Annotated in this window: 25 protein-coding genes, 1 tRNA gene and 1 pseudogene; 13 read left to right on the top strand and 14 right to left on the bottom strand. The window is 58.9% G+C overall.

Going from position 1 to position 23,992, the window contains the following annotated elements:
- Position 1 precedes the first annotated feature (1 nt).
- Complete coding sequence (locus VWN43_RS13075) at positions 2 to 625, top strand: MarC family protein (RefSeq protein WP_253521656.1); 624 nt, start codon at positions 2 to 4, stop codon at positions 623 to 625.
- Positions 626 to 668: 43 nt separating this feature from the next.
- Positions 669 to 1,715 carry a serine hydrolase domain-containing protein gene (locus VWN43_RS13070; RefSeq protein WP_320181468.1) on the top strand — a complete coding sequence of 349 codons (1,047 nt, stop codon included), beginning with the start codon at positions 669 to 671 and terminating at the stop codon, positions 1,713 to 1,715.
- On the opposite strand, the gene VWN43_RS13065 is transcribed toward VWN43_RS13070, so the two are convergent.
- Together VWN43_RS13065 and VWN43_RS13060 are read right to left on the bottom strand one after the other, a co-directional pair.
- On the bottom strand, positions 1,702 to 2,313 hold the full coding sequence (locus tag VWN43_RS13065; RefSeq protein ID WP_320181469.1) for an LON peptidase substrate-binding domain-containing protein: 612 nt from the start codon (positions 2,311 to 2,313) through the stop codon (positions 1,702 to 1,704). The genes VWN43_RS13070 and VWN43_RS13065 overlap by 14 nt on opposite strands.
- 8 nt (positions 2,314 to 2,321) lie before the next feature.
- Complete coding sequence (locus VWN43_RS13060) at positions 2,322 to 3,242, bottom strand: tetratricopeptide repeat protein (protein ID WP_320182168.1); 921 nt, start codon at positions 3,240 to 3,242, stop codon at positions 2,322 to 2,324.
- A gap of 194 nt (positions 3,243 to 3,436) precedes the next feature.
- On the opposite strand from VWN43_RS13060, the gene VWN43_RS13055 reads away from it, so the two are divergent.
- From VWN43_RS13055 to VWN43_RS13040, 4 genes are all read left to right on the top strand, one after another.
- A tRNA-Gly gene (locus VWN43_RS13055) sits at positions 3,437 to 3,511 on the top strand.
- A 650-nt stretch (positions 3,512 to 4,161) separates the two neighbouring features.
- Complete coding sequence (locus VWN43_RS13050) at positions 4,162 to 4,299, top strand: benenodin family lasso peptide (RefSeq protein ID WP_157052181.1); 138 nt, start codon at positions 4,162 to 4,164, stop codon at positions 4,297 to 4,299.
- Between the two features lie 57 nt (positions 4,300 to 4,356).
- Positions 4,357 to 4,962, top strand: coding sequence for a lasso peptide biosynthesis B2 protein (locus tag VWN43_RS13045; protein ID WP_050601701.1), 606 nt, complete (start codon positions 4,357 to 4,359; stop codon positions 4,960 to 4,962).
- Positions 4,959 to 6,680, top strand: coding sequence for an asparagine synthase-related protein (locus VWN43_RS13040; RefSeq protein ID WP_320181470.1), 1,722 nt, complete (start codon positions 4,959 to 4,961; stop codon positions 6,678 to 6,680). Before VWN43_RS13045 ends, VWN43_RS13040 begins: the two co-directional genes overlap by 4 nt.
- On the opposite strand, the gene VWN43_RS13035 is transcribed toward VWN43_RS13040, so the two are convergent.
- The 4 genes and pseudogenes from VWN43_RS13035 to VWN43_RS13020 form a co-directional block, all read right to left on the bottom strand.
- A complete protein-coding gene (locus VWN43_RS13035) occupies positions 6,669 to 8,732 on the bottom strand; it encodes an Atxe2 family lasso peptide isopeptidase (protein ID WP_253521664.1) in 2,064 nt (687 codons plus the stop codon). The two genes, VWN43_RS13040 and VWN43_RS13035, sit on opposite strands and share 12 nt — an antisense overlap.
- A gap of 83 nt (positions 8,733 to 8,815) precedes the next feature.
- A complete protein-coding gene (locus VWN43_RS13030; RefSeq protein WP_330768587.1) occupies positions 8,816 to 10,531 on the bottom strand; it encodes a TonB-dependent receptor plug domain-containing protein in 1,716 nt (571 codons plus the stop codon).
- 111 nt (positions 10,532 to 10,642) lie between these two features.
- A pseudogene (locus tag VWN43_RS13025) lies at positions 10,643 to 11,173 on the bottom strand (TonB-dependent receptor plug domain-containing protein); the annotation flags it as partial.
- A gap of 129 nt (positions 11,174 to 11,302) precedes the next feature.
- Positions 11,303 to 11,884, bottom strand: a complete 582-nt coding sequence (locus VWN43_RS13020; RefSeq protein WP_082847605.1) for an RNA polymerase sigma factor — start codon at positions 11,882 to 11,884, stop codon at positions 11,303 to 11,305.
- A 392-nt stretch (positions 11,885 to 12,276) separates the two neighbouring features.
- Here VWN43_RS13020 and VWN43_RS13015 point away from each other — a divergent pair, with 392 nt between their 5' ends.
- From VWN43_RS13015 to VWN43_RS13005, 3 genes are all read left to right on the top strand, one after another.
- Entirely contained in the window at positions 12,277 to 12,585 is a 309-nt protein-coding gene (locus tag VWN43_RS13015; protein WP_233996616.1) for a transcriptional regulator domain-containing protein, read from the top strand.
- 7 nt (positions 12,586 to 12,592) lie between these two features.
- Positions 12,593 to 13,072: a DNA -binding domain-containing protein gene (locus VWN43_RS13010; RefSeq protein WP_320181472.1), complete on the top strand. Its 480-nt coding sequence runs from the start codon at positions 12,593 to 12,595 to the stop codon at positions 13,070 to 13,072.
- Positions 13,073 to 13,351: 279 nt separating this feature from the next.
- Positions 13,352 to 14,104 carry a LuxR family transcriptional regulator gene (locus tag VWN43_RS13005; protein ID WP_320181473.1) on the top strand — a complete coding sequence of 251 codons (753 nt, stop codon included), beginning with the start codon at positions 13,352 to 13,354 and terminating at the stop codon, positions 14,102 to 14,104.
- Positions 14,105 to 14,258: 154 nt separating this feature from the next.
- Here VWN43_RS13005 and VWN43_RS13000 read toward each other — a convergent pair whose 3' ends face one another.
- The 7 genes from VWN43_RS13000 to VWN43_RS12970 form a co-directional block, all read right to left on the bottom strand.
- Positions 14,259 to 15,614: a dihydrolipoyl dehydrogenase family protein gene (locus tag VWN43_RS13000; protein WP_320181474.1), complete on the bottom strand. Its 1,356-nt coding sequence runs from the start codon at positions 15,612 to 15,614 to the stop codon at positions 14,259 to 14,261.
- Positions 15,615 to 15,635: 21 nt separating this feature from the next.
- The gene (locus tag VWN43_RS12995) at positions 15,636 to 16,937 is read right to left on the bottom strand and encodes a Glu/Leu/Phe/Val family dehydrogenase (protein ID WP_320181475.1); all 1,302 of its coding nucleotides are present in this window, start codon (positions 16,935 to 16,937) and stop codon (positions 15,636 to 15,638) included.
- Positions 16,938 to 17,042: 105 nt separating this feature from the next.
- Positions 17,043 to 17,417 (bottom strand): YHS domain-containing protein, encoded by a 375-nt coding sequence (locus VWN43_RS12990; RefSeq protein ID WP_320181476.1) that lies wholly within the window; start codon positions 17,415 to 17,417, stop codon positions 17,043 to 17,045.
- Between the two features lie 39 nt (positions 17,418 to 17,456).
- Positions 17,457 to 18,884 (bottom strand): mercury(II) reductase, encoded by a 1,428-nt coding sequence (merA, locus tag VWN43_RS12985; protein ID WP_320181477.1) that lies wholly within the window; start codon positions 18,882 to 18,884, stop codon positions 17,457 to 17,459.
- An 11-nt stretch (positions 18,885 to 18,895) separates the two neighbouring features.
- Entirely contained in the window at positions 18,896 to 19,114 is a 219-nt protein-coding gene (gene merF / locus VWN43_RS12980; protein WP_103022977.1) for a mercury resistance system transport protein MerF, read from the bottom strand.
- A gap of 2 nt (positions 19,115 to 19,116) precedes the next feature.
- Positions 19,117 to 19,461, bottom strand: coding sequence for a heavy-metal-associated domain-containing protein (locus VWN43_RS12975; RefSeq protein ID WP_103022978.1), 345 nt, complete (start codon positions 19,459 to 19,461; stop codon positions 19,117 to 19,119).
- Between the two features lie 10 nt (positions 19,462 to 19,471).
- Entirely contained in the window at positions 19,472 to 19,882 is a 411-nt protein-coding gene (locus tag VWN43_RS12970) for a mercuric transporter MerT family protein (RefSeq protein WP_320182169.1), read from the bottom strand.
- A gap of 65 nt (positions 19,883 to 19,947) precedes the next feature.
- Here VWN43_RS12970 and VWN43_RS12965 point away from each other — a divergent pair, with 65 nt between their 5' ends.
- The 4 genes from VWN43_RS12965 to VWN43_RS12950 all read left to right on the top strand — a co-directional run bounded on the left by VWN43_RS12965 (position 19,948) and on the right by VWN43_RS12950 (position 22,667).
- Entirely contained in the window at positions 19,948 to 20,373 is a 426-nt protein-coding gene (locus VWN43_RS12965) for a MerR family transcriptional regulator (protein ID WP_320181478.1), read from the top strand.
- Between the two features lie 259 nt (positions 20,374 to 20,632).
- Positions 20,633 to 21,202, top strand: coding sequence for an acyl-homoserine-lactone synthase (locus VWN43_RS12960; protein ID WP_320181479.1), 570 nt, complete (start codon positions 20,633 to 20,635; stop codon positions 21,200 to 21,202).
- Complete coding sequence (locus VWN43_RS12955) at positions 21,199 to 22,065, top strand: phytanoyl-CoA dioxygenase family protein (protein WP_320181480.1); 867 nt, start codon at positions 21,199 to 21,201, stop codon at positions 22,063 to 22,065. Before VWN43_RS12960 ends, VWN43_RS12955 begins: the two co-directional genes overlap by 4 nt.
- Entirely contained in the window at positions 22,062 to 22,667 is a 606-nt protein-coding gene (locus tag VWN43_RS12950; RefSeq protein WP_320181481.1) for a GntR family transcriptional regulator, read from the top strand. Before VWN43_RS12955 ends, VWN43_RS12950 begins: the two co-directional genes overlap by 4 nt.
- Positions 22,668 to 22,700: 33 nt before the next feature.
- Here VWN43_RS12950 and VWN43_RS12945 read toward each other — a convergent pair whose 3' ends face one another.
- Entirely contained in the window at positions 22,701 to 23,912 is a 1,212-nt protein-coding gene (locus tag VWN43_RS12945; protein WP_320181482.1) for a tyrosine-type recombinase/integrase, read from the bottom strand.
- Positions 23,913 to 23,992: the final 80 nt, after the last annotated feature.

Genomic DNA, 23,992 nt, shown 5'->3' with positions numbered 1-23,992 from the left:
CATGACCGCGCTGTTCTTTTCGGCTTTCATTACGCTGTTCGTCGTTATCGATCCGCCCGGCTGCGCCCCGATCTATGCCGGTCTGACCAAGGGCGCGGCGCCTGCCGAGCGCCGCAGCATGGCGATCCGCGCGGTGGTCATCGCGGGCATCATCCTCATCGGCTTCGCGCTGTTCGGCGAGGATCTGCTCGACGCGCTGCATATCGAACTCGACAGCTTCCGCATTGCGGGCGGCATCATGCTGTTCCTTATCGCGCTCGAAATGGTGTTCGAGAAGCGCACCCAGCGGCGCGAAGACCGGGCCGAGAAGGTCGCTGCGACGCCCGAGGTCGAGGATGTCTCGGTGTTCCCCATGGCGATGCCGATGCTGGCGGGTCCCGGCGCGATCGCCGCGATCATGCTGCTGACCAATGAAGCGCGCGGGACCGAGGAAACGCTGGTCGTGCTCGGCGCGATGCTGGCCGTGCTCGCGCTGACCGCCGCGGCGCTGATTGCCGCGGGTCCGCTGATCCGCGTGCTGGGCGACCGGGTCGAAGCGGTGATCACGCGGCTGCTGGGCGTCCTGCTCGCCGCGCTCGCGACGCAATATGTGCTCGACGGGCTGAAGGGCACTTTCGTCGGGTGACGCGGTTCCGTGCCGGTTCAGTCCGGCGCCTTAGATAGACCCCATGCACCGCTTCGCTTCCTTCCTGATGCTCGTCTGGTTCATGGCGGCGTCTCCTGCGATGGCGCAGCCGCTGCCCGACTATTCCATCGCCGAGCTCGAAGCGGCGATTGCTGCGGGCAAGCTCGATCGCATTGCCGTGCTTGCCGCAGAACAGCATGGCGAGACGGTCTATGAAAAGCGCTTCGATGGTGAAGCTGCGGGAACGCCGATCGATATCCGGTCCGCGGGTAAGTCACTCACCGCGCTGGCGGTGGGCGCAGCGATTGCCGACGGCGCGCTGGCAGGGGTGGATGTCGCGGTCTGGCCTTATCTCGGCCATCCCCGCGGTGAACCATGGAATTCGATTACGGTCGCGGACTTGCTCGGCATGTCGTCCGCGCTCGATTGCAATGATTGGGATCGCAAGTCGCCGGGGCAGGAAGAGCGCATGTATCGCACGCGCGTATGGCGCGATTTCGCACTCGCCTTGCCTGCGCGGGACTATGTGCGCGACCAGCGAGGGGAAGGGACATTCTCCTACTGCACCGCGGGGGTCTTCCTGCTCGGTCAGGTGGTCGAACGCGCCACGGGCGAGCGCTTCGACGCCTATGTCCAGCGCCGCTTGTTCGATCCGCTCGAGATCGACGGCTTGGCCTGGCGGCACTCGCGCAGCGGGGAAATCCAGTCGGGTGGGCAATTGACCATTGGTTCGGATGCACTGCTCAAGATCGGGCGCATGGTCCTCGATGGCGGACGCTGGAAGGGCGAGCAGCTGCTACCCAAAAGCTGGATCGACGCGATGCTCTCGCCGCGTCACCAGCTTGGCGAGCATGTCTATTACGGACATCTGTGGTGGTCCACGCCGATCCGGTCGCCGCGCGGCTATGAAGGGGCGTGGATGATGAAGGGCAATGGCGGCAATTTGGTCGCCATCCTGCGCGATTACGACGCGGTGCTGGTGGTGCAGGCGGAAAACTACAATCGCGAGGATGCCGATCGGCACGCCTTCACCGCGTTGGCAGCGTTGCTCGCCAGCCTGGAGCCGCCCGAAGCGGCTACTGCAAGGTAACGATTTCGTCGCCGTCGTCGCGCAGCGCGAAGAACTGCATCAGCTGGATCATCAATTCGCAGCGCTGCTTGAGGTCGGGCACTTCGAGCAGGGCCTGTTTCGAGGCCGGGTCGAAGGGGGCGATCTGCGCAACGCCATTGATCAGCGTCTCGTCGTCGAGCCGTGCGACCGAGTCCCAATCGACCGAATAGCCCTGCATGTCGGCAAAACGGCGCGCCTCGAATTCGAAGCCGGCCCGCTCGACGCTGGAAAGCACTTCGTCCTCGGGCTCCTCGATCAGCTCGGCCTCGACCTGGCGAAAGGCGGTTGCGACATCGATTTCGCGCAGCACGCGGAAGCGCGATTCGCCGTCGAGGACGATGTTGTAGCGCCCGTCTTCGAGCGCCTCGACATCCGCGATCCGTCCTACGCAGCCGATCTCGTAGAGCGGGGCACCGTCCTTCGACTTCTGCGGCTGGATGATCCCGATCAACCGGTCCTTGGCCAGCGCATGCCCGACCAGGTCGCGATAGCGCGGTTCGAAGACATGCAGCGGCAGCTGCAGGCCGGGAAACAGGATCGCACCGGGAAGCGGGAATATGGAGAGACGGACGCTCAAGCTGCCGCTTACCCGAAAAGGAGCCTGGAGAGGCGGCGGCGCGTGCTCACCACCCACGGATCTTCCAGCCCGACGGCTTCGAAGATCTGCAGCAGCTTGGCCTTGGCCGCGCTCTCGTTCCACTCGCGATCGGCTTCGAACATGCCCAGCAGCTCGTCGGCTGCGGCATCGCGGTCGCCCGCGGCGAAGGCCGCCTCGACATATTCATAGCGCGCCTGCATGTCGCCGCCGGCGGCCTTGTCCTTGAGCGCTGCCAGTTCGCTGTCGTCGACGCGGTTGCCGGCCAGTTCGAGCGCGGTCTTGGCCTGCTCTACCTGCGGGTCGGCGGCCAGCGCCGGATCGGCTTCGGCAGCCGCCAGCGCAGCCTGTGCCTGTTCGATATGCCCGGCCTGCACCAGCGCGCGGACCAGTCCGGCATGCGCGGCGGCATTGTCGGGTGCCATCTGCACGACCTGCGCGAAAATGCCCGCGGCGCGTTCGGCATCGCCTTCGGCCAGCACGTCTTCGGCCATGGTCACGAATTGCGAGACATCCTGCTGCGGCTGTCCACCCGCGGCGCCCTGCTCCCCGCCCGCCTGGATCGGCAGCTGCGCAAGGATCTGGTCGAGCGTCTGCTTCATCTGCGATTCGCTGCGCGCATTGGTCAGGTCGGCGACCGGCTGGCCCTGGAACAGCGCATAGACGGTCGGGATCGACTGGACCTGGAACTGCGCGGCGATGAACTTTTCCTCGTCGACATCGACCTTCCTGAGGATCACGCCCTTGTCGGCATATTCCGCCGCGACCTTTTCGAGCATCGGCGCGAGCGCCTTGCACGGGCCGCACCATTCGGCATGGAAATCGAGAATGACCAGCTGCGACATCGACGGTTCGACGACCTCGGTCTTGAAGCGTTCGACCGCTTTCTGTTCATCGATGCTCAGACCCATGCTCGCCACGTAAATCCACCTTTCGTTCGAAAATCGCGTCTGCCCCATGTGGGCATTCGCACGCCAATGTGAAGGAGCGCCGGTCCACCCGCAAGAGCCGCAAAAATTCTGCATTTTTCGGCTTGCGGGACTCAGGGACCGCTGCTAGTTGGCCGCCTCCCCACCGGGCCTACGGCTTCCGGTAGCGCCAGTGAGCGGGCGTAGCTCAGGGGTAGAGCACAACCTTGCCAAGGTTGGGGTCGGGCGTTCGAATCGCCTCGCCCGCTCCATCTTTCGTAGTCAACTCAACGGTTTAAAAGAACTGTTCTTGAAGCTGACTAGCGATTTTCACGGCAGGTGACCACCGGGTGACCACCGCTTTTTCGCTGGAGAACAGGTCGTCTCGGACGGCTAGATATTCGCCAGACGCGTACCAACCCGTCCCACCGCCGATCCTGCGAGGGCACTGGCGATTCGCGACATCGGTGCGAAAGGCGGAGCATGACACGGCTCGTTATCTCTTCGAGACTACCGACAACTAGCTGGCCATATTGTGGATCGGAATGCCCGCTCGCCTTCATCACCTACATTGGCGAATTCGCCAAAGCGCGGCGCCGGGCAACAAGTACTGCATCGGGCCGAAGATGACCGACTGCTTTGAGTCCCGAAAAGTAGGTATTGCTGACTATTTTCTTCCAACCTTGACGATTTATCAAAGACCCGCGAGCCATTGTTATTCGCGACCGGGTGTCGATGCGTATGTCCAGGCTGCACGCTAAAGGTATCGATGCGCCTGCCAACGGGCGTTTTCATCGCCCGGTCACATCCGCAATTTGCGGGCTGATTTATAATGGCATTATAAGTTGGCCGTTTTCTTTGCTCAGCTTCAGTCTTGGGGTTGCGACACAATGAGTCGTGAATCCAGAAAGAGGAGTAAGTGATGAAGGATTTCGAACATAATGAGAATGAGGTCATTGACCTCGGAAAGGCCTCGGTGGAGACCAAGGGCAACGCCCTGTTCGATATCGATGTGAGCAGCGGCCGGCTGTCTTACGCGACTGGCCTCGCCGAAGGCTGAGCCTCGCGGGGGCGCGCGTTCTTGCAGGGCGCGCCCCTTCGCCGCGATCCTACCGCCGTGACCGAGTTGAGCAACAGCGATATCGCTTGGGCCGAATGCAGCGGCAGGTTCGTTTTTCTCGACATTGCGCAAGATCGCTACTTTCAGCTGTCAGCGCCTCGCGAGGAGGCTTTTCGCGCCCAGGTTGAGGGCCAAGACTGGTATCAACCTACCGCTTTCCCGCGCCCACCTGAATGGACCAGACCGCGTATTGTTTCGCCCGAGATCCATGAGGGGCCCTTCCGGCTTGCCAGCGTTTCTGCGGCAATCTGGACCCAGCGCCGGGTCGAGCGCCGAATTGAAGCGCGTTCTTTCCGCGAAGTCCTGCTGGAGCTGAAACGCCTGAAAGGTCCGCTGGTGACCAGTGATACAAGTGAGACCGAGCGGGCTATTGAGCTTCGCGCCTTTGAACACGCCCGGCTCCTGCGCAGTGCAGCAGATCGCTGCTTGCCGCGCTCGATTGCGCTATCTCTGCGGCTGGCCCGGCGCGGTATCCACGCCCATATTGTTATAGGCGTCAGAAGCGATCCGTTCGGCGCTCATTGCTGGGTCCAGCACGGCGAGGCCGTGCTCAACGACACTGCCGAGGAAGTGCTGCGGTACACGCCGATACTGGTTGTATGACCACACTGCGCTTTGCTCTCGCATTGCCGCGCCTCAGATCGGGGGCGTCTGCTCGGCTGCAGACGATGCCAAGCCTGAAGGATCTGTGCGGCGATATCCCGCGGCTCTGGACAGCGAGAGACACGCGTGTCGCGGACCTTAGCTCTGCCGGATGTGTGATCGGCACGCTCTTCTCCCGGGACACCGCGCATCGCGTTTCTCAGTTGCCAGAGGTGGGTGCTCGCTCTGCGAAATGCCTCGCCGCCAAACTCGCCGCGAACTTCTGGGGTGCCTATATCGCAATTCTGCCCGATCAGGACCGTAGCGATTTGGCTGTACTGCCGGATCCTTCCGGACTGGTTCCGATCTACCGCCTGGTGACAACAACCCATGTGGTGCTCACCTCTGATCCGAAACTTTTCGAGCAGGCCTGCGGCAAGAGGATGAGTATATCTTGGGATTCTCTGGCTCGCTTTTCGATGTGTTCCGAATTGCGCGCGAGACAAACCTGCCTCGTCGGTGTCGACGAGCTTCGGCCCGGTGCCTTGACCTATCCGGCTGCTTGCGATTCCGAAGAATTCCCAATCTGGCGCGCGCAGCAGTTCCTGCCGGGCAGACTATCGCTCTCCTATGATGAAGCGAGATCACACCTTCGTGAAATGGCGATCCGTGTCATGGGCGCATGGGTCGACGAGCTTGGGCCCGTAGCAGTGGCGGTGTCGGGCGGCGTCGACTCTTCCCTCGTCTGCGCCGCGCTTGCGAGGGCGCAAAAACCGTTTTCCTGCGTCACGCTCGCGACAGCGGACAGAAGCGGCGACGAGCGGGACTATGCTCGCCTTCTGGCGGAGCACCTGGGTGCAGAATATGCCGAGCGGATTTACGATCCTGCGCGTTTCGATCCCCAAATCAGCGCCTCGGCCGGTCTTCCGCGTCCGAGCCGCAGATCGTTTCTGTCGACCATCGATGCGCTGCTCGCCGATGCCGCAGGTGACCTCGGAGCGCAGATCGTCTTCGATGGCAATGCCGGCGACAATCTGTTCTGCTTTCTTCATTCAGCGGCGCCGGTCGTCGACCACTTGCGTGTTGAGGGACCCGGACGCGGTGCGGTCGCAACCATTCTGGACATGTGCCGGGTTACCGGCTGCGATTTGCCTGCCATGGTCAAGGCGACGCTAAAGCGTTTGGTGCGCCGCCCATGCGGCGAATGGCCTTGCGACCGGCGTTTGCTTGCCGATCATCTTGCATCGGATGAGCCGCTGGACCCCGTAACACCCTGGGTCGATATCGATGTGGGGCGCCATGGGGGGAAACACGATCATCTTGCCCTGATTATGCGCGCCCAGCACCATGTTCACGGGCTTGGCATCGGGCCTGAACGCTTCTCACCACTGATGAGCCAGCCTTTGCTCGAATTGTGCCTGAACATCCCCACATGGCTTTGGGCCAAAGGCGGTCGCAATCGTGCGCTCGCGCGCGACGCTTTTGCCGCTGACCTTCCGCCGAGCCTGTTGGCACGCACCTCCAAATCAGGACCAGACAGCTTCATCCGCCTCGCGTTCCACCACCATCGAAGCGCCCTTCGCGAATTGTTGCTCGATGGCCTGATTGCACGGAATGGATTGCTCGACCGCGCAAGTGTTGAAGCCGCATTTGAACTCGATACGTCGCTCGATGGATCGACCATCTACCGGCTTCTGGATCTGGCCGAGGCCGAAACCTGGACCCGGTCATGGCAATAAGGATTGCCCGTCGAAACATTTCAACTCTTCGGAAGAGGGGGCGCCTTCCATCTCGCTCCACCGCCGGTATTGCTGCACCCGTGCCGGATCGCAGTTGATACGATCCATCAGCCAGAATTCGAACCATTCGGTCGATCGCTCGTAGATCGCCTGCCGGTGGGCGGGCTGCCATTTCACATGCGTTTCGTTCTCCAGCACGTAGAGTTCGATGGCCCGCCCGCGATGCGAATAGGTTTCTATCACATCGAGGCCGCCTTCATATTCGCTGTCGCCAGTCTGGATGAGGATCGGCACATCTACCGTGTCGACATTGAGGATGAGCGACATGGGTCTCCAGAATTCTTCGGTCCCGGCCTCGAAGTGGCGGTAGCCCATCGCGCGAACGAAGTCTGTAAACCGGGGCCCGGCTGCCGTCGGATAGGAATACATATCTTCGCAGCATGAGCCCATAGAGGCCACTTGGAACAGGTCGGAGTTGATAAGAGCCCACTGCACTGTTGATCCGCCGTCGCTGAATCCGCTGATGCCCATCCTCCCGGCATCGACCGCACCCGTTTCGATGGCGAGCTCGAGCGCGATCTCCAGGGACGACTGCACTCTGCGGCGGTCGATCCAGTCGGCGCGGTTGGCGCGGACAAGCTCCTCTTCACTCGTTGCGGTGAGCGCTGCAGCCGAGAAGGTCGGGCGATCAAAACTGAGCACAGCAAAGCCGCGGTTTGCCAGCGGGTGGATCGGCACTTCGTCGCCGGTCCCGCCGCGCAGGAAGCCGTCACTGGTGTATTGCACGACCACCAATGGGTGTTGCTGCCCCGGTCTGTGATCGGGCGGCAGAACAAGATCGGCGAAGCTTTCCGAACCATATGCATTGCGAAACCGGAGCCGCTGTACGGTTCCGAAAACTGCGTTCGCCAGGTCTGGGTTGGGATCGTAGACCACCCGCTCGGCGCCCGTTCGGATATCGATGGCAACGATGCGCCGGGGCCTCGCAGCCCCTTCGCGCGCGCAGATCAGTTCGTTTGCAAAAGGGCTGCACCCGATCAGAACGTCATCGGTTGTCAGCAGCGAACGGGGCTGGCCCTCCTCCATATCCCAGCGCAGGATCGCCATCTGGCTGTTCGCCCAGCCCGTTCCCTGGAGGGCAAGCAATGTCTGGCCTGCGGTTGTCCACCACAGTTGGCGGATCCCTTCGCACGCCTCCGCATCGCAGGAGATCCGGCTGCCGCCGGGCTGCATCACTGCGATGCGCGATGGACTTATCAGCCGGTCGGGATGCTTGGGTTCAAGCCACGCCGCATATCCATCCGGCCCTGCGGCATATTCGCGTGCTTGCGCAGGCAGAGTGGCAGGCCGGTGGGCAACGAGAAGCTCGGCCTCGCTGGCTGTCGCCGGACGGACGCTGCCATCGCCGAGGGCCACGAAGACATATTCCGGGGCAATCTCACCAGTCGGGATCGGGCGGTCGGCAAATTGCGGGGAGAAGCGATCGTCAAACAGGAAGCCTCGCGCAGCCTCTTGCGCAATCGCTTCTGCCTGCTGGCGAATGCCCGGACGTGTTTGCACGATGAGGCCATTGCCGTCAGCCGTCCAGGCAAAGCGGTCGACATCGTCGGGCATGGCCGTTGCCCGATGCGTTGGATTTCCGCCTGCTGGATCGGCAATCCAAACCTGCGTCGAACCATCGATGCGCTTGAGATAGCCGATGCGTGCGCCGTCAGGAGACCAGCGGGGCGCATTGGGCCTGTCCCATCCACCCATGATCGTCGGAAAATCGCGGAGCGGAAAGTCATCCCGGATAAACTCACCGCCCCTGTCGATTTCGGTTTCAGTCTCGCTTCCATCCATCGTGGTCACCATGAGCCTCAGGCAATACGCATTGGCTTGCGGGTTTGCGCGCTTCACAACAAAAGCGATCCGTTCGCCATCGGGCGAGATTTCGAACGCCGAAGGCGCGCCGGTCGGAGCTGTCCTGCCGATGTCCGCAATCCGGACCTGGTCGTCGAGCGTGAATGCCGATCTTTGCGCTTGCGCGCTGCTCGGCGTTTCATCGAACAAAGCACACGGGTCCTGGTCGCCAGGATCGATATATGCCGTCGGCACGATAGTCTGCGAAAGAGCGGCGGCAAGCAGTATGATTGTCACCAGTGCCTCCGGATGCCGAAGGTGACGAACCGCCCGATCGGCGAATAATTGGTTGAATCATAGGGTGTGTCGGTCGGCCCAGTCTGGCCGAGCGTTTCGGGTTCGTCGTCGAACAGGTTCTGGATCGTGAGCGAGATTTCGAGGCCTGGTTCGCGGCCCTCACCGCGAACAATTTCATAGCTCAGGCCGAGATCGACCGTGGCGCTGGGCGAAAGGCGGCGCTCTTCCTCGAAGCGGCGGTCGCGCAGCGCGCCGATATAGTTGGCGGCGATATTGGCCGCGAACCCGCCAGACTGATAGCGTGCCGTACCTCGCGCACGGTAGCGTGGTGGATTGAAAACCGTTCCGGCGAGCTGAACCTCGGGCAGATCGGGCGTGACCTGTTGCTGGCTATCGAGAAAACTGCCCGAGAGATCGAAGGAAAGTGACTGTTCGTCGCCCAGGTTCTGGTTCCAGGCGATCCTCGCATCCACGCCTTCGATGGCCCAAACCGCAACGTTTCTGTTCCGGTTGTCGACAAAGGCGGCAACATTGGCGGGATCGTAGGGGGAGCCCGAGAAGTTTTCGAGACCGAATAGCGATCCAGCAATGAGCTCGGATAAAGTTGTCGGATCGGGAGAGAAATCGATCAGGTTTGCAAACCCCGGGTCGCGGAAAGCAGCCGCAATCGAGCCCGCAATAGGTCGCACCACCCGGTCTTGATAGCGAATGTCGTACCAGGTGGCCGAAAACGTCAGTTCGGGAATGGCGACCGGCTGCAGTTCCACACCCGCGGTCCAGCTGCGCGCGCGTTCCGATGTCACGTCCGGATTACCGCCGCTTGTGAAAAACACCGTGTCGGACCCCGTTCCGGCGCCGAATACGGCCGCTGGCAGCAGAATGGTCTGGTAGGGTATGAAACGCTGAAAGAGGGTCGGAGCCTTGAACGAGCGCGCCCAGCTGCCGCGCAACGTCAGCCCTTCGACCGGTGTGTAGCTCAAACCAAAGCGCGGCGTCGTCTGTTGATCGAGGCCTGGATAATCTTCGTGACGCGCCGCCGCCGAAAGGGTCAGCTCGGCGACTCCATCGATTGCATTACGCGGCGAAACGACCGGCAGGAAGAGTTCGCCATAGGCGAAACGCGCGCGCTGCGTCTTGTCGAAAGCGATCAGTAAATTTCCCGCTTCGCTGCGGCTGAAATCGAGCGTGTTGTTTCGCAGACCCCCGCCGACAGCCAGACGCGCCTCGCCTCCGGGAAGCGTGAACAGCGGACCCTCCAGACCCGCTTCGAGTGAGAAAACCTCATTGCAAAAACATCCCTCGGTCACGCTCGACGACCCGTCCTGCAGCGCGAAGGCGGTTCGGTAGTGCGTCCGGTCGCGGCCGAACACTCCCAGCACTGTTGCCTGCCAGTCTCCTGCGACGTCGAATTTCAGTGACGGGGCGAGCGTATAGGATTCCACCTCCGGATCGGCTTCCGATCGAAATGCCGATGATGCGGCCACGAGCGTTGAGCTTCGGCTTGAATAAAGCGCGTCGATACTGGCCTCGAGGCCGGGCGCGAGTTCGTGATGTGCCGAAAGCGTAACGGCATGGCGTTGCTGCGAGGGGAAGAGCGTGGTCTCCGGATCAAGCGAGCTGGCATAGGAGCGCTGGCCAGCCTCGATCGCCGAATTGTTTGCAAAATCGTAAGCGACGAAGAACCCGCCCCCGCTCCAGCGCGTGCCCGCCACTATATCGGCCTGCTGGCGGAAATTGCCGCCATCCGTGCTTGCGCCGATCTGCGCGGATGTCGTGATGCCTTCAAAATCGCGGCGAAGGATTACATTGACCACGCCCGCGACCGCATCTGAACCGTAGAGGGCCGAGGCTCCGTCCGGAACGATTTCAATCCGGTCGACCGCCGCGAGCGGGATGGATGAAATGTCGACCCCTGCAAAAGCGGAATCATAGGGTAGCCGGTGGCCGTTGAGGAGTGTCAGCGTCGCATCTGGTCCGAGACCGCGCAGATTTGCGCTTGAGGCCGAGTTTACGTTGCTGTTGGCGAACCCTGCGCCTGATCCAATACCTGGATTTTGCCCGCCGGAAAAGTTCTGCGGAAGTGTCCGGATCGCTTCGCCGAGATCGATCTGGCCCGCTTCGACGATCGCCTCGCGGTCGAGCGAAATTGTATCGCCAATGATCCGCGCGCCCCGGATCCGCGTTCCTGTAACGACGATCGCGTTGTCCCCGCTGGCGACATCCGAATGATCGTCCTGCACTTCATCGACTTCACTCTGGGGCGGCCCTGCGGATTGGGCGAGAAGCGGCGAAGAAAAGCCTGCCAGGGCGGTTCCTGCCAAGAGCGCCGTAATTGTCCGGATTGTCGATTGCATTGTCATCTCCCTGATCTGTTGCGATTATGTCGCCACAGGGAATGACGCAGGCATTCACGAGCACCTTAGTTTCAAATGAAATTAAATTTGCAGAGCCTGATCTTTGCGCGGTAAATCTGTCGCGCGCATTCAGACCCGATCAGCGAAAACCGTGCGAAGATGCGCGAGCGCTTTCATCATGTGATAATCGACTGTCGGCAGCGCGATGCCCAACTCTTGGTGGATCTGGCGGTAGGATTTTTTCTCGAAGCGGTTCATCCTGAAGATGCCCGCCGTTTTGTCGGGCAACTGCGCCAACGCGGCCTCGAAGCGCCCGGTCGTCTCTTCCACCTCAATTCTGTCTTCCTGCTTGGCGCAGCACGGCGCATCGGTGTTTTCGACCAGTGGCACCGTCTTGATACGGCATTTCTGTCTGCGGGCTTCATCGACCAGCAGATTGCGAGCGATCCGGAATAGAAATCCTGCCGGGTTCCGGAGATCTGTCAGTTGCGGGCTGGTCGCAGCGCGCACGAAAACGTCCTGAACCAGATCGCGGGCTCGCTCACGACCGACGCAGCGCGAAAAATAGGCAAGCAGGCATGCGCTCTCTCGGCGGTACAGGGCGTCGAGCGGGCAGGGCGAGCTTACCCGAGCTTGCGGTGCCGGGGTTCGCAGCGCGGAGCTCGATAGTCGATGATCGTCTCGCAGGGTGTCGGCAGAAAGCTGGTTCATGCAATGGACTGGGAGGCAACCGCAATCGGCGGCTCCTCATCGCAAGCCGAATGCGGGATCCAGAACTGTGCCGCCGTTCAGGACGTATCGACGTCCCTTGACCGGTTGGGCCGCCGGGCCTTGAGCGGACCGGCGTGCATGATGGCTGGCGGAAATATCCACGCGGTCGGCGCCAGAGTTTCAAACCGCGCGGGTCGAATGTGCCCAAGACAAAAGCAGCTTGCAAGGGGCAAGTGCCTCCATTTTCGAGGCAGCATGATACCCGCCCGGCGTTGCGGTCGCGCCGATATAAGGCACTCACATGCCTAGTACTGGGGAGGGCTCCTCCACATGCTTGGAATGTCCGCTGTTATCCCGCGGCGCTAGCCATCCGAGCCGAAAGGAGGTGCTCTATGGCTCGATCATCTGCCGACGATACTGGTACAGGCGACTTCGATTTTTCGGACTTCGCGCAGGAATTCCTGCGACGCAATCCGGCGTACAAGGATCAATATGCCGGACTTCATTTGCGCGATACCGGCGACAAGAAACCATCCGCCGCGCGGCGAATGGCTCGGTCATGGGGCCTAGAATTTCCCGTTCGATCCGAGTGTTTCGGCCACAGACAGCCCGGCGATCTGGAGAAGCGATGCCAATGCAAGCGTCGTTATCGTGGCTGGCGGCGCCCGGGACCTTGCCGGAATCAGAGGCACATTGGCTGAGTGCAAGGTGATTGCCCAGCACGAGAACGATGCCGGACAGCACATGGTGGTTTCCGATACGCGAAATCGTCACCGCGTCCTGTTGGCGCGCGAGCCATCTCCCGGCATTGATGGCTATGTCGTCCCCGACGATGCCGATCTTGGTGTCCGCGTAGCAGCTCTCAGTGAATTCGACCGGTCGAAAGAAGGCGCGGCGACAAAGGCGCACCATCGGCTCCTCAAGCCATCTGCTTACAAAAGCTACAGGCTGAGCATCCTGCTCGCCATTCTCGATCTGCTCGAAGACGCTTCACCCAAGCAGGTGACATTGCAAGAGGTCGCCAAAGCACTGATCTATCCCGGCCTTAAAGTCGGCCGCGCGATCGACTGGAAAACATCATCGCATCGCCGGCAGACACAGCGTCTCGTCGCTGAAGCGCATCGCATGGCGGCTGAGGGTTATCGTGAATTGCTCAATCCCTCACGGGGCAAGCGTTGTGCGAATTAACTGGCGTCGAAATCGTATTCGCCCGGCTGGCCTACCAGTCACAGGCCAGACGAATATCAGGCCTACGTCCTTGCAAAGACTTCCCAAATTCGCTGAAGTCGTTATGCCTCTCCTTGTGGCGCGATCTGCATCTCGCGACCGACGCCGCAAGGAACCCGACCTTCGGGGGCGCAACTGCAGCAGCCGGAACCGGTGCAATGGAAGCGCCGGGACTGGCCACCAGCAGCGATCGGACGGCGGCGTGTTGGATAGCGCCCTGCCGATCGGACGGGCAGGGCTATGCAGGCTTATTTCGCGGAGGAATTCGCATCCGAACTGGTCAATGTCCAGTCAGACGAGGAACTCGACGAGGCGCTGAAGCAAGTCTCTCGGCGGCTTGGCTTCGACCACTTCGCCTTGAGCCTCGAGCTGCGTTCAGGATCGTGCGAGGCTCCCGGTTTGCTCCTGCATGATTATCCCGACGAATGGGCCAAGGTGTATGTCGGGTTCGATCTGGCCGGACAGGATCCGGTCCGGCGAGCCTGCGACAAGTCGTTTGTCGGCTTTGCGTGGGGCTCACTGGGCGAACTGATCCCGCTAACTCGCGGTGATCGCCAGATGCTGGCGGTGGGGCGCGAATGCGGAATCGGTGATGGCTACACTGTCCCGCGACATTTGCCCGGTCTTGCGCGCGGAACGTGTACATTTGCGGTCTGCCCCGACCGAGACCTGCCACACAGTCGCTTTGCGGTCGCAGAAATGGTCGGTACGCTCGCGCTGAGCTGTGCACTGGGACTGGGCTCAGCTCAATCCGAGGAATCGGTACCGGTCCTGAGCGATCGGCAGCGCGAATGTCTTCTGTGGGTCGCACGAGGCAAAACCTCAGCCGAGACGGCCATGATCCTTGGGATTGCGACCGAAACAGTAATCCAGCATCTCAAAATGGCGCGAGAACGCTATCAGGTTCACTGTAAGCAATCTTTGATCGTTTCGGCGCTGTTCGATGGTCTGATCGGGTTTTCCGATATCATCCGATGGCGCGATGCGGGATGAATGGCGAAACAGAAGCTCTAAGGCCGGAACCGCTCGGAGACCGTCAATTGCTGACCATCACGCTCGATGGAAAGTGAATATTCTACGCCCCAAACCATGCAAGCAGCTAAAGTCTTCACCAGAAGCCGACGATCAACAGCTGGTATCGAGCAGATTACAGCATGGACCCTAAATCCGAGCCAACCGAGGGGTAGGCCGCGACCAATTTCTTCAGATCTCGAGTTGTCAGTGACAATCTCATTGCAAGGCCGAAGAAATTGATGATCTCCCCGTATTCGGGTCCAAGCAGATGCGCGCCGAGGATAGTGTCGGTGTCTTTATCGATGATAATTCTGGTGGCAGCACAGGTCTCGCCAACGCGAAGATTGGAATACCAATTGCCTGTGTCGTTTTCCGCGACGCGGATATTGTAACCGGCTTCCTCTGCTTCTTCTTCGAGCATTCCGACGCGGGTTAATTCCGGAATTGTAAACACAGCGCTGGGCACGCCGCGATAGTCTGGCTTGGTCTGATTGCCCTTGAGCATGTTGGAGGCAGCGACCTTGCCTTCGAATACTGCGACAGGTGTCAACGGAGGCCCGTGCGTGTTGGCCGCATCGCCTGCGGCGTAGATTTTCGGGTTGGACAGGCTCTGCAAATATTCATTGACTGCTATTCCCTTGTCTCCCGCCTCGATATTGGCAGCGCTCAGGTTCAGGCGATCGATTTCAGGCACGCGTCCCGCACCGTGCACGACCAGATCGGCGTGCAAGTCTTCGGTTTCACCATTCTTTTCGACAGTGACGATGAATTCGACGCCGTCAGTGGCGATCGATTTCAGCGATGTGCGCCGACGCAATCCCACCCCAATTTCCTCACCTCGTGCTACAAGCTTTTCGACGAGGTTTGTGTCAAAGGCCTTCAATGGCCTGTCACCGCGATCAATGATCTGCACCTCGCTGCCAGCTCGTGCAGCGATATGACCGAACTCGAACGAGACGAACCCGCCGCCGATAAACAATATACGCTTCGGGAGGGCGTCCATCCGCATGAATTCGGTGCTGTTGGTGAGGTGTTCGGCACCTGGAACATCCACCGGGCGGGGCTTGGCGCCAGTAGCGATCAGGATATGGTTGGCTTGAAACCGCCCTTGCCCCTCGATTTCGATCGTGTCTTCGCCAACGAATTGCGCCGTGCCGTGAAGCGTGGTGACGCCATTTCTCTCGAGACCACCCTCGATCTTCTCAGGCATTCTGCCGGTAAAGGTCTGGGCGAAGGCAATGAGATCAGGCCAGTTGATCGCGAGATCATTCGGTTCAATACCCTTGCCCTGCATCAGGCGAGCACTATCGATGATTTCAGCGCCTCGCCGCAGCATCTTCTTGGGGTCGCAGCCGCGCAGTGCGCAGGTGCCGCCATAGGGAAGTTCGTCGACCACTGCGACTGACCAACCAGCATCGGCGCATTTGTTCGCGGCATTCACCGCCGCCATTCCGACGCCGAGTACGATAAGATCGAAAGATTTATTCATAAGTATTCCTTCACGGAGAATCTAGCTGGATGCGCTGTTGAAGAAGTCTTGAGATCCGCGATGATCCATCGCTTGGGCAATGCGGCCAATACCTTGCATATAAGCCGCGATGCGCATTGAAACGCCTTCATCGTCAGCTAGCTGAAAACACGACTTGGCTTCACGGTCGAGACGCTCAGCCAATCGGTGTTCCACGGCTTCTTCAGCCCAGTAATCGCCGGACCGGTTCTGAACCCATTCCAGATAGCTAACGATTACGCCGCCCGAATTCACAAGAACGTCGGGCAGGATCTCGATGTTGCAGTCGCTCAGAATTGAGTCGGCTTCCGGGCTGATCGGGCCATTGGCGATCTCCAGAATTAATGCCGATCTGACGCCTTCGGCATTTTCTTGAGTAATGGCATTTTCCAAGGCGGCCAGCACCAGCACATCTACATCGAGCTCAAGTAGCTCGTCATTTGTAAGCTGATCGAAGTCTGCTTCTTCGCATACGGAGGTGTCGCAGTAGACCATACCTTTAAGCTCACGCGTTTTGTGCTTGTGGCGCCAGATCGGTTCGGGATCTAATCCGTCGTTGGAATAGATGGCTCCCTTCGAATCGGAGACTGCAACGACCTTGTATCCTGCTTCATGGGCAAGACGGGCGAAATGGTATCCTGCGTTGCCAAACCCTTGCACAGCGACCGTTAGATCTTCCGGCGACTTTCCTGCTCGCTGGGCCCATATATTCAGAACCTGTAGCGCGCCTTGTCCTGTCGCCGCCTCACGCCCCTGGGAGCCGCCAAGCCCCAACGGTTTTCCTGTGATGACCGCCGGAACTTGACGGCGCTCAATCTGAGTAAATTCGTCGGCCATCCATCCCATTACAGTCGCATTGGTATTGACGTCGGGTGCAGGTATGTCGCGGTCAGGCCCAACAACATCATAAACTGCGCGCATATAACCGCGAGACAGCTGCTCCAGTTCGAGCCGAGACAAAGTCTTCGGATCGACACAAACACCGCCCTTTGCGCCACCAAAGGGCAAATCGACGACAGCACATTTGATGGTCATCCAGAAACTTAGCGCGGTCACTTCTTTGGCTGTAACGTCCTCATGGAACCGGATCCCACCTTTGCTCGGGCCGCGCGTGTCATCATATTGAACGCGCCAGCCTTGAACTACTTTTAGTGAACCGTCATCCATTCGCACTGGAATGTTCACGGTGATGGTCTGTTTGGGTTGCGCCAATCTTCGCCGAGCATCTTCCGAGGCTTCCAAATGATCGAACACTATCTCCAATCGGGATTGCTGCTGGCTGGATATTCGAATGGAATCTGTCATCGCAGTGGTTTTCCTTAATCTTTGTCGTCGGCCTAGAGTGCTAAGATCGGGGTGAGCAAAGACTGCGTTGGTTCGAACGCCTCACGCCGCTGTCTTGGAATTGAGCTAACAACATGCCGATCCTGACTCACTAAACAGGCCCTTGAAGTCAGTTTTTCCGGTCAAGCGATCGAGATAGAAGTCCGGGTCTTTTGCAAAAACCTCTGCGCAATGGGGGCAGCGACAGAACCGAAGTTCCTGTCCATTATGCGCTACAGGAACCGTGTAGGCGGATGGTTTTTCAGCAAGGCATGAAGGGCAAACATGCATGTCCTTAACCTCTTCGACAAAATGATCGGGCTGTTCTTGGAAAATATCGGCGCATCCCTGGCAACAGAAAAAATACGTAGACCCAGCATGGTCAAGTTGTACCGCCTGAACTTCGGCAATTCCAAGCCGCACCAAAGAACATCCGCAGCTCGGGCAAATTTTAACGTTCACTACACTTGCCTCTCTATAGTTCTTCTCGGCTAACTTTTGTTAGCCCGCACAGCACGAAAGTTTGGTTACGTCCTTGTCGAATGTCTGGGCCGCAAGTTTTAAACCTTCGACAGTTGTCAGATACGGAAAAATCGTTTCTCCCAATGCCTTTGCCGTCATCTCGAATTTAAGGGCCATAGCCAGTGTCTGGATGCTGTCCGAACCTTCGGGTGCCATGATCTGGCCGCCGAGTAACTTGTCGGTGTTCCTGTCGGCGACGAGCTTGATCAGGCCCCTCGTATCGCGCGCAGCCAATGCACGAGGCACTTGGTCTAACGGGACAATTGAAGTCTTTACTTCAAAGCCGGCTTGCCGCGCCTCGGCTTCACTCAAGCCGACGCCCGCAACTTGGGGATCTGTAAAGACGACCCATGGCATTGCCGATTTGTCATAGACTTCCGCCCCCGATGCGACAGCATTCCTGGCCGCAAGCTTAGCACCGTACGCCGCCATATAGACAAACTGGTCGCGGTTGGTCACATCGCCTGCGGCATAGATAGCGGGGTTGCTGGTTTGCATATTGTCGCCAACGACAATCGCGCCGCGACTATCGAGCGCAACGCCGGCATTCTCGAGACCTAACCCCTCCGTGTTTGGTGTCCGACCGGTCATAACTGCAAGGCTTTCGGCGGTAAGTTCGAGCCGTTCGCCTTCGTGCTCGATACAGATCGTGACCCCGGAATGATCCTGGTGGCAAGCATCATAGGTGCTTCCGCAATACATGGCGACACCTTCCGCGCGGAAGGATTCAGTCAATGCCTCAGAAATCTCCGGCTCGGCGCCCGGTAATAGGCGTGAACGGCAGATAATCGTTACTTCGACACCCATTCTCGCCATCATCAGTGCGAGCTCGGAACCGATATAGCCGGCGCCGATGAAGATCAGACTTTTTGGTAATGTTTTCAGGTCGAGCAGTTCGGTGCTGTCGAGTGTGGAAACCTCGTCAATTCCCTTGATCGGAGGGAGCGAGGGGCGACCGCCCGTTGCGACAATGATTTTTGGAGCCACAATAACGCGCTCGCCAATTTGAACGCCGCCTTCGACAACGCGCGCCGACCCCTCATCGAAATAGTTGATATTTTCATATTCGGGCAGCAGATCGGCATATTTTTTTTGTCGCAACCCCTCAACGAGATTGTCCTTCGCGGCGATCAGCTGGGTCCAATTCTTGACTTTGGCGCTGCCGGTAACACCGGGAAAGCGGTTCGCCGATTTGGCGCCATGGATTGACTCTGCCGCGCGTATCATTGCCTTGGATGGGACACAGCCGACATTGACACAGGTGCCGCCGATCGTGCCATGCCCTATCAAAGCAACCTTGGCTCCCGCACCGGCAGCCGTGATAGCGGCGGAAAACCCTGCCGACCCAGCACCCACGACGACAAGGTCGTAGCGCCTGCCACTACCTGGCGTGCAACAATCATTCATTAAGCTTCCAATCAAACAGCAGTGTCGGAGCGCTTACTGCGCCGACGAACTGCATAAACAGTAAGTCCAAGAAATATGAGCAGCGCCGGTATCAGCACATAATCCAGATAACCCGTCAGCGCGGACAGACCGACCGCAGCTACTAGAATTACCAACACCGGTGTGAAGCAGCACAGAGCGACAATGATTGTGCCGACAATACCTAGACGCAGCAGTGTTCGATCGTTCACCTTTAGCGCGATGCGGTCGAACGCGCAGGATATCCGGCGTTGGTTGAAGCTGCGGCGATCGCAGAGATCGTTGTTTGGCGCGGATCGAACAGGACTGTCGCGGTCTTCGATTCGAAATCAACCTCAACCGAGGAGACACCGTCGACATTGCTCATGGCCTTCTTGACAGTGATCGGGCACGTCGCACAGGTCATGTTTTCAATCGCAAATGTCTGACGTTCAAGGGCATTTTGGGGCGTAGCTTCCGAACCTGCCAGAGCTCCGGAAGTCGGCAACAGAGCCATCGTACCGAGGCCACCTGCTCCGAGGGCAATAACTGCTGAAAATATGATTGAAGCGCGTTTCATGATCGGTCTCCTAGTAGAAAAATGGTGCCCACCAATCGATCGTGATCGATAGAGCAATGAGTATTGTTCCGGCCCAAAGGAAGCTTTTTGTGATGATGGACGATTGTGGACGCGCACAATATGAGCCGTCTTCGCAGGCGGGAGGTGCGCTAAAATACACGTGCCAAAAACCTGCAGCCAGAAATCCGACGGTAAGCGCAACAAAATACCACTTGTAGGGTTCGAGAGCGGTCAGGTTACCAATCCATGCTCCGCTTATGCCAAGCGTGACCAGAACAAGCGGCAGAATGCAGCAGGACGATGCAACCACGGCCCCGGTTATACCCCCCATAGCCCACCAACTGCGCTTTTCAGGCGGCTGTGCGGGCATTTGGTTCTGACGCTTCACTGCGGTCATGCGAATTTTCTCATCATTGAACATCGTCAAAAATGGATATAATCTCTGTAGTACCTACAGGTTCAAGCACTATTTTCAGGATTTTTTGAATGAGCCAAACACAGATGATAAAACGAGGCGAGCTAGCCATTCGGTCAGGCTGCAATCTGGAGACTATCCGCTACTATGAAAACATAGGTCTTCTTAGACCCCCGGAGCGCACGGATAGCGGTCACCGGCTCTATTCCAAGGATGATCAGGCCCGGCTTGGCTTCATTTTGCGCGGGCGCGAGCTGGGTTTCTCAATTGAAGAACTAAAGAGTCTGCTCAGTCTCGTCGATTCTCACGGCTATAGCTGCGGCGAAGTTTTCGATTTGACGCGTGACCATCTAACGAGCATTCGGCAGAAAATTATTGACCTGAAGAAGCTCGAGCGAACGCTTGCCGATGTCTCGGCTCAGTGCGAAGGCGGCGACGTTCCCGAGTGCCCCATCATCGACGCGCTTTACGGGCATAAGGTCATTGCGCCCAATTGAGGTTTCACGTCGCCAAAGCCCGTAAATTGGCTGATTTGAGATTTGAAGAAAGGAGCAGAACAGAGCTAGGTCGCCGGTGCGGTTACATCCAATAGCACGATTATGAGTACCTCAAAGTCGCAGCATCCCCAGTTCTTGGTATGTCTGCGATCGCCCCGATCTGGTGAAAGGCGACCTGTCTTCAAATCGCCAGGTAGCCGCCATGCAACACCCCCCAGTTTCTCTCCAAGCTTGCCCTTCGGATCCAGCGCTTCGCGCAATGTTCGAGGCGCGCAAGCGGGTCTTCGTCGATCTCCTCAAATGGGATGTTCCCGTTTTGGATGATGCATACGAGATCGACCAGTTCGATACGCCCGATGCGAGCTATTTGGTGCTGACCGACGGAGAAGGCCGTCATCGCGCTTCAGCGCGCCTGTTGCGGACTGACGGCGCTCACATTCTCGGGGAGCTATTTCCCTGTCTGTGCGATGGTCCGATACCCTCTCGGTCCGATTTTCGCGAGATCACGCGTTTCTGCATCGAACCCACGCTCTCGCGGTTTGAGCGCCGCTCGGCACGCGACCAACTTGTGACCGCGCTTGCCGACCATGCCCTGAAGACCGGCCTGTCGGGCTACACCGCTGTGGCCAATAGAGCTTGGTCCCGCCAAATCGAAAGCTTCGGCTGGCAATGTCGCACACTTGGTGGCGGCTGCAGAATCGACGGTGAGGACCTTGTCGCCTTGCAGATCGATATAGATTGCGACACGCCGGACGATCTCGCTCGCGGCGGTATCTATCGAAAAGGTGCCTATCGGGTCGCCGAGGCGGCATCGGAGGTGGTGTCATGAGCGATATCAAATCAATCGATTGGCTCGAACGGCTGCAGAAGGATGGCTATTGCATCATTCCGGACCTCCTTCCTCAGAGCAGCATCGCGGCGCTCGATGCAGATCTTGAACGGGATTTTACCGAAACCCCTATGGGTCACGGCGATTTCTACGGGTTTCGCACGAAGCGTTTCGGTAGTCTGTTGCGCCGCTCACGCTGGGCCTGTGATCTTGTTCTGCAGCCTCTCATCCTTTCGCTGGCCCGCGAAGTCCTCGGTAAGGCTTGCGACCGAATTCAGCTTAACGTTGCCCAGGCAATCGCCATTCATCCCGGCGAGATCGAACAGTTCCCGCATTGCGATCACGACATGTGGGAAGGTGCCAAGGGTGAACACGAATATCTGCTCAATGTCATTTGGCCGCTAACCGACTTCAGCTCATCCAACGGCGCGACCCGCATCTATCCCGGGACACATAAACGTCCTGTCGAGAGCCTCGATCAGCTCGGTGATCCGATGGTCGCGGAAAGCAGACCGGGTGATGCGATCTGCTTTCTTGGTTCGACCGTGCACGGTGCTGGGCCAAACTCGACCGAAGACGTGCGGCGCGGTGTTGTGATCGGCTATAGTCTTGGTTGGCTCAAGCCCTACGAGAACCTTTGGCTGGCCTATCCGCCAGAGGTCGCGCGAAATTTTCCGCCCGAACTTGCTGAATTGGCAGGCTATGCGCAGCACCGGCCCAATCTTGGGAACTACGAAGGTCAGTGTCCATCCATTCTGCTCCGTGAAGATGTAGCCAATTATCCGCAGGCTACCGATGCGCTTCGGCCCGAGCAGCTTGCAGCTGTCCATGAATTTGCGGAAGCTCGTCGTTCCAAGAGATGAGCCCGGCACACGTCCTGGAACCGACCTATCGCCGCCTGAAAAGGGCATTGATGGAAGGTACTTGGCCGATCGGCCAGAAACTCGAAGCGATGCGATTGGCAGACGAGTTCGGTGTCAGCATGACGCCCGTGCGAGATAGCCTCAATCAACTTGTCGGCGAAGGTCTTGTCGATCTGACCCCTGGCGAGGGGTACCGGGTCACGCTCCTGACCGAACATTCGTTGCGCGACATGCTCGCAGTAAATGCTCTTCTCTTGGAAAGCGTAGTCGATCCAGTACCACAGACGATCGATGAAGATGATTTACCGGCACCGATCGCAACATACGCTGACCGCGTTGGCGATGTCTTCTCGATTTTTGCCTTGGGTTCGGAAAACAGGTTCCTGAGGCAGACGGTCGACCTGATCAGCGACCGATTGCACATCGTAAGGAGGCTGGAGCCTGACGTCCTGCCAAACGCTCTGGAGGCGCTTGCGGAGCTGGAGGACAGTGCTTTGGCGACTCCGTCAAAGCGCGTCCAAGCACTAAGGCGATATCATGACCAATGCCTCGCGAACGTCTCCCGGCTGATTGCGGTGCTCGCGGACCAGGGATCGACCTGAGATTTGCAAGCCATGGCTCCTCAAGCGTATGCTTCATGCCTGTTCGGCGCCGTTCAGGATCTTGACCAGATGCTCATTCCAATCATTGAGCGCTTCTCTCTTCTCGTCTTTCCAGTCGTGGCGCTGGTAGATTCCTGCAACGCCTGCTCTTGAGCCGCTGACATGGTTCAGGACTGCCTCTGTAACCTCGAAGCGAACGCCGAGGCGCTGGAAGTTGGTCGCAAGCGTGCGCCGAAGATCGTGCAGGCGCCAGGGTTGCAATGGCTCACCAAGCTTTTGCTCTATGAGATCGTCCAGTTTCTTCTTGCCCTTGGCGTAGCCGGTAAAGCCTGCCCCGCTTGACGTGGCAAAAACGCGTCCTTTCTTCGGCCAGTTCGCGCCGCCTGCCTGCCGATCGAGTTCGGCAACGGCAAGGTCGTTCAGCGGGATCGCGTTTGGCTCACTATTCTTTGTTCGTGAACCGGGCAGCGTCCAGAACCGGCCTTTCCGATCAACCTCTTGCCAATGTATTCCTGAAACCTCTTCGCGGCGTTGCCCTGTCGCAATGAGCAAGCGGACAATTGGACCAAAGCAAAGATAGCAATCGGGAGCTGCTTCCCAGATGTGTCGAAGCTCGTCGTCCTGCAGCCAACGATCCCGCGGTCTTACCGGCGGTGGTGCTTCCATTCCCTCCATAGGACTGCGCTCGATATCGCCACGACTGACAGCCCATCGGAATAGGCGCCGCATCACCGCAAAGACATTCCGGCGATTGGCAACCTGCTGCTCGGGCATATTGTCCAGGACGGCTACGATGTCCGGCCTCGAAATTCGGGGAAGCGGCTTTTTTCCGATAACCGGTTCGAGGTAAAGCCGGATGACGCGTTCAACGAGTCTCGCCCAGCCAACACCCTTGCAGGACCGAGCGAAATGCGACGCATAGTTGTCGAATGCAAGATCGACGGCGTCGCGGCGCCTCTGCTTATCATCGTCTACAGGGTCGATACCTTGCGCAACTAATAACTGAAGGCGCTCGGCCTCCACTCTCGCTGTCGTCGGTGTCCACGGCGACCCGTGCGCCCCGATAGTATAGCGTCTTGTTCGAGCTTCACGGCCGCCCATTCGGAACTGCAGCACATAGGATATCGAGCCGGCTGGAGTGATTTTTGCACCGAATCCTTTGAGGTCCGTATCCCAAAGGAGCTGGCTCGAGCTGCTCGGCTCCAGCGCATCTATCGATTTTTTCGTGATTTTTCCTGTTGCCATCCGAAACCTCGTGTCCCTTTTCTGGCAATCACCGGGCAATCACGCAAGCGGAAAAAGGGGCGAAATGGAGGCAATTCTAG

The organism is Qipengyuania sp. HL-TH1 (assembly GCF_036365825.1).
In the GTDB taxonomy this organism is placed as follows: Bacteria; Pseudomonadota; Alphaproteobacteria; order Sphingomonadales; family Sphingomonadaceae; genus Qipengyuania; species Qipengyuania profunda.
The sequence above is the reverse complement of the archived record's forward strand: the minus strand, read 5'-3'. Positions and strand labels throughout refer to the sequence as shown.

What these genes read in the sequence shown, in the direction of transcription:
- VWN43_RS13015 (WP_233996616.1), top strand. Translation starts at nt 12,277, where the DNA reads ATGGCTCGATCATCTGCCGACGATACTGGTACAGGCGACTTCGATTTT.
- VWN43_RS12970 (WP_320182169.1), bottom strand. Translation starts at nt 19,882, where the DNA reads ATGTTCAATGATGAGAAAATTCGCATGACCGCAGTGAAGCGTCAGAAC.
- VWN43_RS12950 (WP_320181481.1), top strand. Translation starts at nt 22,062, where the DNA reads ATGAGCCCGGCACACGTCCTGGAACCGACCTATCGCCGCCTGAAAAGG.
- VWN43_RS12960 (WP_320181479.1), top strand. Translation starts at nt 20,633, where the DNA reads ATGTTCGAGGCGCGCAAGCGGGTCTTCGTCGATCTCCTCAAATGGGAT.
- VWN43_RS13020 (WP_082847605.1), bottom strand. Translation starts at nt 11,884, where the DNA reads ATGAACCAGCTTTCTGCCGACACCCTGCGAGACGATCATCGACTATCG.
- VWN43_RS12975 (WP_103022978.1), bottom strand. Translation starts at nt 19,461, where the DNA reads ATGAAACGCGCTTCAATCATATTTTCAGCAGTTATTGCCCTCGGAGCA.
- VWN43_RS12945 (WP_320181482.1), bottom strand. Translation starts at nt 23,912, where the DNA reads ATGGCAACAGGAAAAATCACGAAAAAATCGATAGATGCGCTGGAGCCG.
- VWN43_RS13005 (WP_320181473.1), top strand. Translation starts at nt 13,352, where the DNA reads ATGCAGGCTTATTTCGCGGAGGAATTCGCATCCGAACTGGTCAATGTC.
- VWN43_RS13060 (WP_320182168.1), bottom strand. Translation starts at nt 3,242, where the DNA reads ATGGGTCTGAGCATCGATGAACAGAAAGCGGTCGAACGCTTCAAGACC.
- VWN43_RS13050 (WP_157052181.1), top strand. Translation starts at nt 4,162, where the DNA reads ATGAAGGATTTCGAACATAATGAGAATGAGGTCATTGACCTCGGAAAG.
- VWN43_RS12955 (WP_320181480.1), top strand. Translation starts at nt 21,199, where the DNA reads ATGAGCGATATCAAATCAATCGATTGGCTCGAACGGCTGCAGAAGGAT.
- VWN43_RS13000 (WP_320181474.1), bottom strand. Translation starts at nt 15,614, where the DNA reads ATGAATAAATCTTTCGATCTTATCGTACTCGGCGTCGGAATGGCGGCG.
- VWN43_RS12995 (WP_320181475.1), bottom strand. Translation starts at nt 16,937, where the DNA reads ATGACAGATTCCATTCGAATATCCAGCCAGCAGCAATCCCGATTGGAG.
- VWN43_RS13040 (WP_320181470.1), top strand. Translation starts at nt 4,959, where the DNA reads ATGACCACACTGCGCTTTGCTCTCGCATTGCCGCGCCTCAGATCGGGG.
- merA (WP_320181477.1), bottom strand. Translation starts at nt 18,884, where the DNA reads ATGAATGATTGTTGCACGCCAGGTAGTGGCAGGCGCTACGACCTTGTC.
- VWN43_RS12965 (WP_320181478.1), top strand. Translation starts at nt 19,948, where the DNA reads ATGAGCCAAACACAGATGATAAAACGAGGCGAGCTAGCCATTCGGTCA.
- VWN43_RS13075 (WP_253521656.1), top strand. Translation starts at nt 2, where the DNA reads ATGACCGCGCTGTTCTTTTCGGCTTTCATTACGCTGTTCGTCGTTATC.
- VWN43_RS13070 (WP_320181468.1), top strand. Translation starts at nt 669, where the DNA reads ATGCACCGCTTCGCTTCCTTCCTGATGCTCGTCTGGTTCATGGCGGCG.